The organism is Shigella sp. FC1567 (assembly GCF_001743015.1).
Taxonomy (GTDB): Bacteria; Pseudomonadota; Gammaproteobacteria; order Enterobacterales; family Enterobacteriaceae; genus Escherichia; species Escherichia coli.
Map to the genome: position 1 here is coordinate 1 of NZ_MIIV01000008.1, position 14,142 is coordinate 14,142.

The window sequence follows — 14,142 nt, forward strand, 5'->3', positions numbered from 1 at the left end:
TCGGCCTTTGAGGTCGTGGTATGGATGACGGATGGCTGGCCGCTGTATGAATCACGCCTGAAGGGAAAGCTGCACGTTATCAGCAAGCGTTACACTCAGCGCATTGAGCGACATAATCTGAATCTGAGACAACATCTGGCAAGGCTGGGACGGAAGTCACTGTCGTTCTCAAAATCGGTGGAGCTGCATGACAAGGTCATCGGGCATTATCTGAACATAAAACACTATCAGTAAGTTGGAGTCATTACCCAAACCCAGGCGGCGTTAAACACGGTCTTGCAGCAAATAGAAAAAGAGCAGAACACCATTATCGCGACCGATCGCCAGCTATATCAGAACGGGATTACTTCTTCAGTTGAAGGTGTGGAAACCGATATTAATGCCAGCAAAACCCGGCAGCAGCTCAACGATGTCGCGGGGAAAATGAAAATTATTGAGGCACGGTTAAGCGCACTTACAAATAACCAGACAAAGTCATTGAAGCTTAAACCGGTCGCGTTGCCGAAAGTGGCAAGCCAGCTTCCTGATGAACTGGGGTACTCCTTACTGGCCCGGCGGGCAGATTTGCAGGCGGCGCACTGGTACGTTGAGTCATCGCTAAGCACCATTGATGCGGCAAAAGCGGCATTTTATCCTGACATCAACCTGATGGCCTTCCTGCAACAGGATGCGTTGCACTTAAGCGATCTGTTCCGTCATTCCGCGCAGCAAATGGGCGTTACGGCAGGCCTGACGCTACCCATTTTCGATAGTGGTCGTCTTAACGCCAATCTCGATATCGCAAAAGCCGAAAGCAACTTGTCTATCGCCAGCTACAACAAAGCGGTGGTTGAAGCGGTGAATGACGTGGCGCGGGCAGCCAGTCAGGTTCAGACACTTGCGGAGAAAAACCAGCATCAGGCGCAAATTGAGCGCGATACCTTGCGTGTGGTAGGTCTTGCGCAGGCGCGCTTTAACGCGGGCATCATTGCTGGTTCCCGCGTCAGCGAAGCCAGAATCCCCGCGCTGCGTGAGCGGGCCAATGGCCTGTTATTGCAAGGGCAGTGGCTGGATGCCTCCATTCAACTCACTGGTGCGTTGGGCGGGGGTTACAAACGCTGATGATATGCGCCTTCTATACTTAACGTTTATTCAGCGTTAAGTGGAGAACTCGATGGCACAGGTTGCGATTATTACCGCCTCCGATTCGGGGATCGGCAAAGAGTGCGCGTTATTACTGGCGCAGCAAGGGTTTGATATTGGCATTACCTGGCACTCAGATGAAGAAGGGGCAAAAGATACCGCGCGTGAGGTAGTTAGCCACGGCGTACGTGCGGAGATCGTGCAGCTGGATCTCGGTAAACTGCCAGAAGGTGCGCAGCGCTGGAGAAACTCATTCAACGGCTGGGGCGTATTGATGTGCTGGTGAATAATGCGGGCGCAATGACCAAAGCGCCGTTTCTTGATATGGCTTTCGATGAGTGGCGCAAGATTTTTACCGTTGATGTCGATGGTGCATTTTTATGCTCACAAATTGCGGCCCGCCAGATGGTGAAACAAGGGCAGGGCGGTCGCATCATCAACATTACATCGGTACATGAACATACGCCGCTGCCGGATGCCAGCGCCTACACAGCCGCTAAACATGCGCTCGGTGGGTTAACCAAAGCGATGGCGCTGGAGCTGGTCAGGCATAAGATTTTGGTGAACGCAGTCGCGCCTGGGGCGATCGCCACGCCAATGAATGGCATGGATGACAGCGACGTGAAGCCCGACGCGGAGCCTTCGATTCCTCTGCGGCGTTTTGGCGCAACGCATGAGATTGCCAGCCTGGTAGCGTGGCTGTGCTCAGAGGGCGCAAATTACACCACCGGGCAGTCGTTGATAGTGGATGGCGGCTTTATGTTGGCGAATCCGCAGTTCAACCCAGAATAGCGCAGTGAGGTGCGTGGTTATTTCAATGGGTAAAATTTTGGTAGGCATGATAAGACGCACAAGCGTCGCATCAGGCATGGTGCACCGGATGTCGGATGCGGCGCGAACGCCTTACCCAGGGCAATGGTTTTACGCCTGATGATCCGGCTTTTTCTTCCCGCGCCGTTTCAGCCACCAGCGCACGCCCACCACCAGAACCACGACCAGAATCAACCAGACCCAGTGCTTCAAATGCTGGTCGAGATTGTGCAACCACGGCGCAATCACCTGACCACCAGCGTAACCAATAGTGGTAAAAATCAACGCCCAGGCAAATGCGCCGAGAATATTCAGCGGCAGAAAGATTTTCGGCGGCAGCTGGCTGGCACCAATCAGCGTCGGGCCAATCACCCGAAAGCCATACATAAAGCGCGTACCAATGACAAACAGATACGGATGGCGTTGGATAAGTTTCTGCGCCCGCTCAATTTTATCCTGATGTTTCGAGAAACGGCGTAACAGCTTGCCGCCAAACCGCCGCCCGCACAGATAAAGCACCTGGTCGCCAATCATGCCGCCAAGCGCCACAGAAAGTACCACCAGCGGGAACTTTAATAGCCCCTGATGTGCCGCAACGCCTCCCAGCAAAGTCACGGTTTCACCTTCCGCCAGGCTACCGATCACCAGCGCGGCATAACCATATTGTGAGATGAGTGTATTGAGATCCATAGGCCAGTCTGTCTCCCTTTGGTTGCCTGTAAGCATACACCCTGGAAATCATTCACGCTGAAAAAGGACGTACATCAGACGGTGCAAATTACATGAGCGAACAAAAAATAATCACAAGCTGACTTATACTTGAACTGTCAGGTTCATGAACTCACAACAAGGGGGCGGTATGAGCCATGTCTGGGGACTGTTTTCCCATCCCGATCGTGAAATGCAGGTGATTAATCGCGAAAACGAAACGATTTCTCACCATTACACCCACCACGTTTTGCTGATGGCGGCGATTCCGGTGATTTGCGCCTTCATTGGCACTACACAGATTGGCTGGAATTTTGGCGATGGCACTATCCTGAAGTTATCCTGGTTTACCGGACTGGCGCTGGCTGTCCTGTTTTATGGCGTTATGCTGGCTGGGGTTGCGGTAATGGGGCGGGTCATCTGGTGGATGGCGCGTAATTATCCGCAGCGTCCGTCACTTGCGCACTGCATGGTCTTCGCGGGCTACGTTGCAACTCCGCTGTTTTTAAGCGGTTTGGTGGCGCTTTATCCACTGGTCTGGTTGTGTGCGCTGGTCGGCACGGTGGCGCTGTTTTACACCGGCTACCTGCTTTACCTTGGTATTCCGAGCTTCCTGAATATCAACAAAGAGGAAGGCCTTAGCTTCTCTAGTTCGACGCTGGCGATTGGCGTGCTGGTACTGGAAGTGCTGCTCGCCCTAACCGTTATACTATGGGGCTACGGTTATCGTTTGTTCTAGAAAGTTCTTTGACGTTGCATTGCTGGCGTAAATGTCAGCAATGCAGCATTTCCTCACGATTCTCCTTTGACGATCGCACTTTTTGCTCGTTATGATGGCGTCGCTAGCCTCAGTAAATCCTTACTCCGGCGGTGCGCAACCTGTGCGCGTGAACCACTATCTGAATGCTCATCATGCCGAAATTTCGAGTTTCTTTATTTAGCCTGGCCCTGATGCTGGCTGTGCCTTTGGCACCGCAGGCCGTTGCGAAAACGGCAGCCGCTATCACCGCTTCACAACCTGAAATTGCCTCCGGTAGCGCGATGATTGTTGATCTGAATACCAACAAAGTGATCTACTCGAACCACCCGGATCTGGTGCGTCCGATTGCGTCTATCAGCAAATTAATGACCGCGATGGTTGTGCTGGATGCACGACTGCCGCTGGATGAAAAACTAAAAGTGGATATCAGCCAGACGCCGGAGATGAAAGGGGTCTATTCGCGCGTACGACTGAATAGCGAAATCAGCCGTAAAGATATGCTGTTGCTGGCGCTGATGTCTTCAGAAAACCGCGCGGCGGCAAGCCTTGCACACCATTATCCCGGTGGTTACAAAGCCTTTATTAAGGCAATGAATGCGAAAGCGAAATCGCTCGGAATGAACAACACGCGCTTTGTTGAACCTACCGGATTGTCGGTGCATAACGTTTCAACTGCCCGTGACTTAACCAAACTGCTCATTGCCAGCAAACAATATCCGTTGATCGGGCAGTTAAGTACTACCCGGGAAGATATGGCAACCTTCTCTAACCCGACGTATACGCTGCCGTTCCGCAATACTAACCATCTGGTGTATCGCGATAACTGGAATATTCAGTTAACCAAAACCGGTTTTACCAATGCGGCGGGCCATTGTCTGGTGATGCGTACGGTTATCAATAATAAACCGGTGGCGCTGGTAGTGATGGATGCGTTTGGCAAATATACCCATTTTGCCGATGCCAGCCGCCTGCGTACCTGGATTGAAACCGGTAAAGTGATGCCTGTTCCAGCAGCAGCGTTGAGCTATAAAAAACAAAAAGCCGCCCAAATGGCGGCGGCGGGGCAGACGGCACAGAACGATTAAGTGAATGACGGATGGCGATACTATGCCATCCGTAATTTTTACTCCACTTCCTGCCAGTTTTTCCGCTTACTGGTTTTACCGATCCCCGGATTCATACTGTTGGTCGGATCGTTCTCGCGATAAAACTTCTGCAACGTCTCCGGTGCTTTATACAAATGACCGACGTTATGCTCGGCAGGGTATTGCGCGCCACGCTGCTGTAGCAGTTCCAGCATCTGTTCTTTCAACGCATGCACATCCACGCCTTTTTTCACTATGTAATCCTGATGGAAGACATAGCACATAAAATGGCCGTAATAGAGCTTGTGCACCAGCTGGCTGTCGATCTCCGGCGGTAAATGCTCATACCACTCGGTGTCGTTACGCTGCAGAGCGATATCCAACGCCAGAATGTCTTCGACTTCATCGGAATGCACCGCCTGATAACGAATTGCTGCGCCCGCAGCGGCGAAACGGTGTAAAAACGCTTTGCTGCCTTCCTCCGGCGTACAGACAAAGAAATCGCCTTCGGCCTGTTTGAAATAATCTACCAGCCACGATTTGGCTTCACCGACGCCATCGCCCGCCATTTTTAACAGCAGATGATGCTCGTATTTATCGCGCCAGTTTTTCATGCGCGGCGGTAAATGGCTGGGGAACAGGTGACCGAATTTTTGCATCGCACGGTCAGTAAAATGCGGACGGAAGAATTTCACTTTCTCCAGCATCGCATCGGTGCGTCCCTTGAGATTAAAGAAGAACGGCATCTTGTCGGTGCCTAACTTATCAATCATCAGGAAGGTGTCTTTGCCGTATTTTTCCGCAATATCGTAGATATCCCGGTGCATATATTCCCCGGCAACCGGCAGATTTTCGAAGTTAGCCAGAATATGACGGCGGATTTCGGTCAGCACTTCCGGCTGGTTGGTGCCGATATAAAACACCTGCTGATTTTTTTCCGCTTCGAAGGTATCTAGACGTACTGCAAAGACCGCCAGCTTCCCGGCGCAACCAGAAGATTCAAATAACCGATCAGGATCGGCGTTATAACGTGCGGGCGTGTCGGCTTCAATATCACGAACGCGGTGGACATAGTCATAATCGTGGGCGTGACGACCATCGTGACGCACATCGTCATCTTTGATGCGATCATCATCCAGCTTGCTAAGGATCTGCTCCGGCGTTTCGCCCAGATCAATCCCCAGATGGTTCACCAGCGTCAGTTTGCCGTCTTCATTTATACGCGCGAATAACGACATTTCGGTATACGCCGGGCCACGTTGCACCAGTGAGCCGCCGGAGTTGTTACAAATACCGCCGATGACCGATGCGCCTATACACGATGATCCAATCACTGAGTGCGGTTCGCGTCCCAGCGGTTTGAGGGCTTTTTCCAGCGAATAGAGCGTGGTGCCCGGATAGGCCAGCACCTGTTCGCCCTTGCCAAGAACGTGCAGCTTGTCGAGACGCAGGGTGCTGATGATCACGATATCGCGATCATAGTCGTTACCGTTTGGCGTCGATCCTTCGGTCAGGCCTGTATTGGCAGCCTGCATCAGAATAATTTTGTCGGCGGTGACACAGGCTTTCAGCACCCGCCACAATTCCAGTAGTGAGCTAGGGAAAACGACAGCCAGCGCGTCGCCCTGACCAGAACGGAAGCCCTTGCGATAGCGGGCCGTTTTTGCGGGATCGGTGAGCAGGTGTGAATGACCGACCAGACGGGCAAGTTCATTCAAAAAGGCTTTATTATCAGTTGTTGTCATGGAAGACATTTTCCACTCCTTGTGGTGGCGAAAAAATATCACAAACTAGAATAGCGCCTTGTATGACAATTCAGCGAGTGAATATTTTGAAAATTCAGACAATAAACTGAGCATTCTTTTTCTCTCTCCATCATGCTTATGGCAAACTACGGTTTTTGCACCATTTTCGCTGCCTCGTCGGGCAACAGAGGAAGAAAAATCCATATGAAATGGCTATGTTCAGTAGGAATCGCGGTGAGTCTGGCCCTGCAGCCAGCACTGGCGGATGATTTATTCGGCAACCATCCATTCACGCCCGAAGCGCGGGATGCGTTCGTCACCGAATTGCTTAAGAAAATGACAGTTGATGAGAAAATTGGTCAGCTGCGCTTAATCAGCGTCGGCCCGGATAACCCGAAAGAGGCGATCCGCGAGATGATCAAAGACGGTCAGGTTGGGGCGATTTTCAACACCGTAACCCGTCAGGATATCCGCGCCATGCAGGATCAGGTGATGGAATTAAGCCGCCTGAAAATTCCTCTTTTCTTTGCTTACGACGTGCTGCACGGTCAGCGCACGGTGTTCCCGATTAGCCTCGGTCTGGCCTCGTCTTTTAACCTCGATGCAGTGAAAACGGTCGGACGTGTCTCTGCTTATGAAGCGGCAGATGATGGCCTGAATATGACCTGGGCACCGATGGTCGATGTCTCGCGCGATCCGCGCTGGGGACGTGCTTCCGAAGGTTTTGGCGAAGATACGTATCTCACCTCAACAATGGGTAAAACCATGGTGGAAGCGATGCAGGGTAAAAGCCCGGCAGATCGCTACTCGGTGATGACCAGCGTCAAACACTTTGCCGCATACGGCGCGGTAGAAGGCGGTAAAGAGTACAACACCGTCGATATGAGTCCGCAGCGCCTGTTTAATGATTATATGCCGCCGTACAAAGCGGGGCTGGACGCAGGCAGCGGCGCGGTGATGGTGGCGCTGAACTCGCTGAACGGCACGCCAGCCACCTCCGATTCCTGGCTGCTGAAAGATGTTCTGCGCGACCAGTGGGGCTTTAAAGGCATCACCGTTTCCGATCACGGTGCAATCAAAGAGCTGATTAAACATGGCACGGCGGCAGACCCGGAAGATGCGGTGCGCGTGGCGCTGAAATCCGGAATCAACATGAGTATGAGCGACGAGTATTACTCGAAGTATCTGCCTGGGTTGATCAAATCCGGCAAAGTGACGATGGAAGAGCTGGACGATGCTGCCCGCCATGTACTGAACGTTAAATATGATATGGGATTGTTTAACGACCCATACAGCCATTTGGGGCCGAAAGAGTCTGACCCGGTGGATACCAATGCCGAAAGCCGCCTGCACCGTAAAGAAGCACGTGAAGTGGCGCGCGAAAGCCTGGTGTTGCTGAAAAACCGTCTCGAAACGTTACCGCTGAAAAAATCGGCCACCATTGCGGTGGTTGGGCCACTGGCGGACAGTAAACGCGACGTGATGGGCAGCTGGTCCGCAGCCGGTGTTGCCGATCAATCCGTGACCGTACTGACCGGGATTAAAAATGCCGTCGGTGAAAACGGTAAAGTGCTGTATGCCAAAGGGGCGAACGTTACCAGTGACAAAGGCATTATCGATTTCCTGAATCAGTATGAAGAAGCGGTCAAAGTCGATCCGCGCTCGCCGCAAGAGATGATTGATGAAGCGGTGCAGACGGCGAAACAATCTGATATGGTGGTGGCTGTGGTCGGTGAAGCACAGGGGATGGCGCACGAGGCCTCCAGCCGTACCGATATCACTATTCCGCAAAGCCAACGTGACTTGATTGCGGCGCTGAAAGCCACCGGTAAACCGCTGGTGCTGGTGCTGATGAACGGGCGTCCGCTGGCGCTGGTGAAAGAAGATCAGCAGGCTGATGCGATTCTGGAAACCTGGTTTGCGGGGACTGAAGGCGGTAATGCAATTGCCGATGTGTTGTTTGGCGATTACAACCCGTCCGGCAAGCTGCCGATGTCCTTCCCGCGTTCTGTCGGGCAGATCCCGGTGTACTACAGCCATCTGAACACCGGTCGTCCGTATAATGCCGACAAGCCGAACAAATACACTTCGCGTTATTTTGATGAAGCTAACGGGGCGCTTTATCCGTTCGGCTATGGTCTGAGCTATACCACTTTCACCGTCTCTGATGTGAAACTTTCTGCGCCGACCATGAAGCGTGACGGCAAAGTGACGGCCAGCGTGCAGGTGACGAACACCGGTAAACGCGAAGGGGCCACGGTAGTACAGATGTACTTGCAGGATGTGACGGCTTCCATGAGCCGTCCAGTGAAGCAGCTGAAAGGCTTTGAGAAAATCACCCTGAAACCGGGCGAAACTCAGACTGTCAGCTTCCCGATTGATATCGAGGCGCTGAAGTTCTGGAATCAACAGATGAAATATGACGCCGAGCCTGGCAAGTTCAATGTCTTTATCGGCACTGATTCCGCACGCGTTAAGAAAGGCGAGTTTGAGTTGCTGTAATGCTTTAGTAAGGGCGCGACGTTTGCGCCCTTTGCCTGATGTTCATATCTTAACTTGCTGAATTTTCGACCTTTGTAGGCCGGATAAGGCGTTTACGCCGCATCCGGCAAGAAACGCCGGGCAAAATATGCCCTTTAAGTATTTATCTGATTCTGCAACTGAATCCTTCCGCTCAGGCTAACTCTGTCATTATCAACTATGCTTTTCTCTTAATTCGCTGAAAACAACAGTAAAAGAATGAGGAAAGCATCATGCCACTCTCAAAGGTCTGGGCAGGTTCACTGGTTATGTTGGCAGCCGTGAGCCTGCCGCTACAGGCGGCTTCCCCCGTTAAAGTCGGTTCAAAAATCGATACCGAAGGCGCGCTACTCGGCAACATCATCTTGCAGGTGCTGGAAAGCCACGGCGTACCGACGGTGAATAAAGTGCAACTCGGAACGACTCCTGTGGTGCGCGGGGCGATTACTTCCGGTGAACTGGATATCTATCCGGAATATACCGGCAATGGCGCTTTCTTCTTTAAAGATGAAAACGATGCAGCGTGGAAAAACGCGCAGCAAGGTTACGAGAAAGTCAAAAAGCTCGATTCGGAGCACAACAAGTTAATCTGGCTGACGCCCGCGCCTGCAAATAACACCTGGACTATCGCCGTGCGTCAGGATGTGGCAGAGAAAAATAAACTCACTTCGCTTGCCGACCTGAGTCGTTATCTGAAAGAGGGCGGCACCTTCAAACTGGCAGCCTCGGCAGAGTTTATCGAACGCGCCGATGCGTTACCCGCGTTTGAAAAAGCCTATGGCTTTAAGCTCGGTCAGGATCAGTTGCTGTCACTGGCTGGTGGCGACACGGCGGTGACGATCAAAGCCGCTGCCCAGCAAATCTCTGGCGTTAATGCTGCAATGGCTTACGGCACTGACGGCCCGGTAGCGGCGCTGGGGCTGCAAACCTTAAGCGATCCGCAAGGTGTGCAACCTATCTACGCGCCTGCACCAGTGGTGCGTGAGTCGGTGTTGAAGGAGTATCCGCAAATGGCACAGTGGCTACAGCCAGTCTTCGCCAGCCTCGATGCAAAAACATTGCAGCAACTGAATGCCAGCATTGCTGTGGAAGGACTGGATGCCAAAAAAGTGGCTGCCGACTACCTGAAACAAAAAGGGTGGACGAAGTAATTTCCCGTGACTTATTTCCGTATTAATCCTGTTCTGGCGCTGCTGCTGTTGCTGACGGCAATCGCAGCGGCGCTGCCGTTTATCAGTTACGCGCCTAATCGTTTAGTTTCGGGTGAGGGGCGTCATCTCTGGCAGCTGTGGCCGCAAACGATCTGGATGCTGGTGGGCGTTGGTTGCGCCTGGCTGACGGCCTGTTTTATTCCCGGTAAAAAAGGCAGCATTTGTGCACTCATTCTGGCGCAATTCGTCTTCGTATTGCTGGTGTGGGGCGCGGGAAAGGCGGCGACACAACTGGCGCAAAATGGCAGTGCGCTGGCGCGTACCAGCCTCGGCAGTGGTTTCTGGCTGGCTGCGGCGCTGGCATTGCTGGCCTGTAGCGATGCCATCCGCCGAATCTCCACGCATCCGCTGTGGCGCTGGTTGTTGCATATGCAGATTGCCATTATTCCGCTGTGGTTGCTGTACTCCGGCACGCTTAACGATCTCTCACTAATGAAAGAATACGCCAACCGTCAGGATGTGTTTGACGACGCGCTGGCACAACATCTGACGTTGCTGTTTGGTGCGGTGCTGCCTGCGTTAGTGATTGGTGTGCCGTTGGGCATCTGGTGCTACTTTTCCACTGCTCGGCAGGGGGCAATTTTTTCTCTGCTCAATGTCATTCAGACCGTGCCTTCGGTGGCGCTCTTTGGCCTGTTGATTGCGCCGCTTGCCGCGCTGGTGACGGCCTTTCCGTGGCTGGGGAAGCTCGGCATAGCAGGAACCGGAATGACACCCGCACTGATTGCGCTGGTGCTCTATGCCTTGCTGCCGCTGGTGCGCGGCGTGGTAGTCGGTTTGAACCAGATCCCGCGCGATGTGCTGGAGAGTGCCAGAGCGATGGGCATGAGCGGGGCGCAGCGATTCCTGCATGTTCAGTTACCACTGGCGTTACCGGTATTTCTGCGCAGCCTGCGGGTGGTGATGGTGCAAACTGTAGGTATGGCGGTGATTGCGGCGTTAATCGGCGCAGGCGGTTTTGGTGCGCTGGTTTTCCAGGGGCTGCTAAGCAGCGCCATTGATTTAGTGTTGCTGGGGGTGATCCCGGTAATTGTTCTGGCGGTGCTTACCGACGCGCTGTTCGATTTGCTTATCGCACTGCTGAAGGTGAAACGTAATGATTGAATTTAGCCATGTCAGCAAACTGTTCGGCGCACAAAAAGCCGTTAACGATCTCAATCTCAATTTTCAGGAAGGGAGTTTTTCGGTGCTGATTGGCACATCTGGCTCCGGCAAATCCACCACCCTGAAAATGATTAACCGCCTGGTGGAGCATGACAGCGGAGTGATCCGCTTTGCCGGAGAAGAAATTCGCTCGCTGCCAGTACTGGAGTTGCGCCGCCGGATGGGCTATGCCATTCAATCTATTGGCCTGTTCCCCCACTGGAGCGTGGCGCAAAACATCGCTACCGTGCCGCAATTACAAAAATGGTCGCGGGCGCGGATTGACGATCGTATCGACGAATTAATGGCGCTACTGGGGCTGGAGTCAAATTTACGTGAGCGTTATCCGCATCAGCTTTCCGGTGGTCAGCAGCAACGTGTGGGAGTGGCGCGCGCACTGGCTGCCGATCCGCAAGTCTTACTGATGGATGAACCTTTTGGCGCACTGGACCCGGTAACGCGCGGCGCGTTGCAACAAGAGATGACGCGCATTCACCGTTTGCTGGGGCGTACCATTGTGCTGGTCACTCATGATATTGATGAGGCGCTACGGCTGGCAGAACATCTGGTATTGATGGATCACGGTGAAGTGGTGCAGCAGGGCAATCCGCTGACGATGCTGACTCGTCCGGCAAACGATTTTGTCCGCCAGTTTTTTGGGCGCAGCGAACTGGGTGTGCGCCTGCTTTCGTTACGTAGTGTGGCGGATTACGTGTGTCGCGAAGAACGGGCAGAAGGTGAGGCACTGGCAGAAGAGATGACGCTACGCGATGCGCTCTCCCTGTTTGTCGCGCGGGGATGCGAGGTGCTGCCGGTGGTGAACACGCAGGGCCAGCCTTGCGGCACGCTGCATTTTCAGGATCTGCTGGAGGAGGCGTAAGCGTATGAAGATGTTGCGCGATCCGCTGTTCTGGCTCATTGCTTTGTTTGTGGCACTGATTTTCTGGCTGCCTTACAGCCAGCCGCTGTTTGCTGCCTTGTTCCCACAACTGCCACGACCCGTTTATCAGCAAGAAAGTTTTGCAGCTCTGGCACTGGCTCATTTCTGGCTGGTGGGAATTTCGAGTTTGTTTGTGGTGATCATTGGCACTGGTGCCGGAATTGCTGTCACTCGCCCGTGGGGCGCGGAATTTCGCCCACTGGTGGAAACTATTGCCGCCGTTGGACAGACTTTTCCGCCTGTCGCAGTGCTGGCGATTGCCGTTCCGGTGATCGGCTTTGGTCTGCAACCAGCGATTATCGCCTTGATCCTTTACGGTGTGCTGCCCGTCCTGCAGGCGACACTTGCCGGGCTGGGAGCGATTGATGCCAGCGTGACAGAAGTTGCGAAAGGTATGGGAATGAGTCGTGGTCAGCGACTGCGTAAGGTCGAGCTACCGCTGGCGGCTCCGGTGATTCTGGCGGGCGTGCGAACTTCGGTGATTATCAACATTGGTACGGCGACGATCGCCTCAACGGTAGGGGCCAGCACGCTGGGTACGCCCATCATCATCGGGCTTAGCGGATTTAATACCGCGTATGTGATCCAGGGGGCGTTACTGGTGGCACTGGCGGCGATCATTGCAGACCGCCTGTTTGAAAGGCTGGTGCAGGCGCTTAGCCAGCACGCAAAATAAAGGTATAACCTGCGAGCATGACGCCACCAATTCCGCCTAACGCCATAAACAGGAACAGGGCGATGACCCCAATTTTAGCTATGCGCATATTGCACTCCTTATGTTAACGAAAGGATTGTACAGTAAAGCGCATTTGTTAACGAATCATTAAATGCCGAGTGGGAAAATATCATGGCCTTGTTCTTGCCAACTGGTGAGTTGCTGCTGTTGGGCGGAGGTTCGATTTTCACCGCACCACACCAGCAATGTACGGCCTTCGAATAGTTCAGGGCGTAGTTGATTGAGCGAGTGGGCGAGGACATCAATGCGCCATCCTTGTTGACTGGCAATCCAGCCCTCCAGCCACAGACGGGTGGTATCCTGAATATTCCAGCCAACCACCAGCGCATCTTTACCCTGTTTTCTACGTGCCGAAGCCAGACAAATGGCGATGTAGTTGATCAGTACGCCGTCGAGGATCGCCAGCAGCGCCTGGAGAGTCGGTTGTTGGCACTGAAGCCGTCGGCGCAGAGGAATAAACAGATGTGTGGTGAGTGTCTGGGCGGGGTAATCCTGACCGCGCTCTTTGATCCACGTTCGCAGGCTATGCAGATTGCCGCTTTGCAGGTAGGTCAGTAATGTTTCTTGCTGATCGCGCCAGCCGTTCTGCACATCAACATTTTCATTACTGAGCAGCATTTTAACTTTGCTGACCTGCACGCCGTTGTCGATCCAGCGTTTGATCTCGCGGATCCGGTCAATATCGGCATCGTTGAACAGTCGATGACCGCCGTCTGTCCGTTGCGGTTTCAGCAACCCGTAACGCCTCTGCCACGCGCGTAACGTGACAGGGATTAAAGGTAAACCAATTGATTTTGCAAGTTTTTATTTTACCCCGCTTTCTTATGGGGCATGCATGGGACACTTTCAGATAGTCTTCTGTTAAGAAGTTCTATCTGTTCGTGATTGTTGTCTTTCATCCATGCTCCGTAAACATTGAATACCATTTGTGCGTTTGTGTGGCCCATCTGGCTTGCGATAAAACTAGGATTAGCTCCTGCGGCAAGTGACCAGCATGCTGAGGTAGCCTGAGTTTAACGGACACTCCTTCCTGAAATAGAATGGCATCAGAAGGAGCTAATAATGAGCAGAAAAAACCAACGTTACTCTAAAGAGTTCAAAGCCGAAGCTGTCAGAACGGTTCTTGAAAATCAACTTTCGATCAGTGAAGGCGCTTCCCGATTATCCCTTCCTGAAGGCACTTTAGGACAATGGGTTACCGCCGCCAGAAAAGGGCTCGGTACTCCTGGTTCCCGCACGGTGGCTGAACTGGAATCTGAAATTCTGCAACTGCGTAAGGCGTTAAATGAAGCTCGCCTTGAGCGAGATATATTAAAAAAGCAACAGCGTATTTTGCACAGGAGTCGCTGAAAAATACGCGTT

12 protein-coding genes and 4 pseudogenes are annotated in these 14,142 nt (G+C 53.0%); 11 read left to right on the forward strand and 5 right to left on the reverse strand.

The features are described from left to right. The 3 genes and pseudogenes from BHE85_RS00600 to BHE85_RS00610 form a co-directional block, all read left to right on the forward strand. On the forward strand, positions 1–234 hold a 234-nt coding region (locus tag BHE85_RS00600; RefSeq protein WP_001393844.1), incomplete at its 5' end, for an IS1 family transposase. 15 nt (positions 235–249) lie between these two features. Then, a pseudogene (locus tag BHE85_RS00605) lies at positions 250–1,101 on the forward strand (TolC family protein); the annotation flags it as partial. 52 nt (positions 1,102–1,153) lie between these two features. Continuing rightward, positions 1,154–1,914, forward strand: a pseudogene (locus BHE85_RS00610) (SDR family oxidoreductase). A gap of 129 nt (positions 1,915–2,043) precedes the next feature. Here the strand turns inward: BHE85_RS00610 and BHE85_RS00615 are convergent. Further along, entirely contained in the window at positions 2,044–2,622 is a 579-nt protein-coding gene (locus BHE85_RS00615; protein ID WP_001296821.1) for a DedA family protein, read from the reverse strand. A gap of 169 nt (positions 2,623–2,791) precedes the next feature. On the opposite strand from BHE85_RS00615, the gene BHE85_RS00620 reads away from it, so the two are divergent. Both BHE85_RS00620 and pbpG read left to right on the forward strand, forming a co-directional pair. Further along, complete coding sequence (locus tag BHE85_RS00620; protein ID WP_001295454.1) at positions 2,792–3,379, forward strand: Yip1 family protein; 588 nt, start codon at positions 2,792–2,794, stop codon at positions 3,377–3,379. Between the two features lie 173 nt (positions 3,380–3,552). Further along, on the forward strand, positions 3,553–4,485 hold the full coding sequence (gene pbpG / locus BHE85_RS00625; protein ID WP_005005231.1) for a D-alanyl-D-alanine endopeptidase: 933 nt from the start codon (positions 3,553–3,555) through the stop codon (positions 4,483–4,485). 38 nt (positions 4,486–4,523) lie between these two features. Here pbpG and dld read toward each other — a convergent pair whose 3' ends face one another. Further along, positions 4,524–6,239: a D-lactate dehydrogenase gene (dld, locus tag BHE85_RS00630; RefSeq protein ID WP_000097394.1), complete on the reverse strand. Its 1,716-nt coding sequence runs from the start codon at positions 6,237–6,239 to the stop codon at positions 4,524–4,526. Positions 6,240–6,434: 195 nt separating this feature from the next. Here dld and bglX point away from each other — a divergent pair, with 195 nt between their 5' ends. The 5 genes from bglX to yehW all read left to right on the forward strand — a co-directional run bounded on the left by bglX (position 6,435) and on the right by yehW (position 12,720). Next, complete coding sequence (gene bglX / locus BHE85_RS00635; protein WP_000871458.1) at positions 6,435–8,732, forward strand: beta-glucosidase BglX; 2,298 nt, start codon at positions 6,435–6,437, stop codon at positions 8,730–8,732. A 251-nt stretch (positions 8,733–8,983) separates the two neighbouring features. Continuing rightward, entirely contained in the window at positions 8,984–9,901 is a 918-nt protein-coding gene (gene osmF / locus BHE85_RS00640) for a glycine betaine ABC transporter substrate-binding protein OsmF (RefSeq protein WP_001131276.1), read from the forward strand. A gap of 6 nt (positions 9,902–9,907) precedes the next feature. Continuing rightward, a complete protein-coding gene (yehY, locus tag BHE85_RS00645; protein WP_000220832.1) occupies positions 9,908–11,065 on the forward strand; it encodes a glycine betaine ABC transporter permease YehY in 1,158 nt (385 codons plus the stop codon). Next, positions 11,058–11,984 carry a glycine betaine ABC transporter ATP binding protein YehX gene (yehX, locus tag BHE85_RS00650; protein WP_000569353.1) on the forward strand — a complete coding sequence of 309 codons (927 nt, stop codon included), beginning with the start codon at positions 11,058–11,060 and terminating at the stop codon, positions 11,982–11,984. The genes yehY and yehX overlap by 8 nt, the downstream gene beginning before the upstream one ends. Before the next feature lie 4 nt (positions 11,985–11,988). Further along, positions 11,989–12,720, forward strand: a complete 732-nt coding sequence (yehW, locus tag BHE85_RS00655; protein WP_000783135.1) for a glycine betaine ABC transporter permease YehW — start codon at positions 11,989–11,991, stop codon at positions 12,718–12,720. On the opposite strand, the gene BHE85_RS00660 is transcribed toward yehW, so the two are convergent. The 3 genes and pseudogenes from BHE85_RS00660 to BHE85_RS00670 all read right to left on the reverse strand — a co-directional run. After that, entirely contained in the window at positions 12,701–12,808 is a 108-nt protein-coding gene (locus tag BHE85_RS00660) for a protein YohO (RefSeq protein ID WP_001216963.1), read from the reverse strand. The two genes, yehW and BHE85_RS00660, sit on opposite strands and share 20 nt — an antisense overlap. A gap of 59 nt (positions 12,809–12,867) precedes the next feature. After that, on the reverse strand, positions 12,868–13,569 hold the full coding sequence (mlrA, locus tag BHE85_RS00665; RefSeq protein ID WP_032324646.1) for an HTH-type transcriptional regulator MlrA: 702 nt from the start codon (positions 13,567–13,569) through the stop codon (positions 12,868–12,870). A 20-nt stretch (positions 13,570–13,589) separates the two neighbouring features. Beyond that, a pseudogene (locus BHE85_RS00670) lies at positions 13,590–13,784 on the reverse strand (tyrosine-type recombinase/integrase); the annotation flags it as partial. Between the two features lie 58 nt (positions 13,785–13,842). Here BHE85_RS00670 and BHE85_RS00675 point away from each other — a divergent pair. Beyond that, a pseudogene (locus BHE85_RS00675) lies at positions 13,843–14,142 on the forward strand (transposase); the annotation flags it as partial.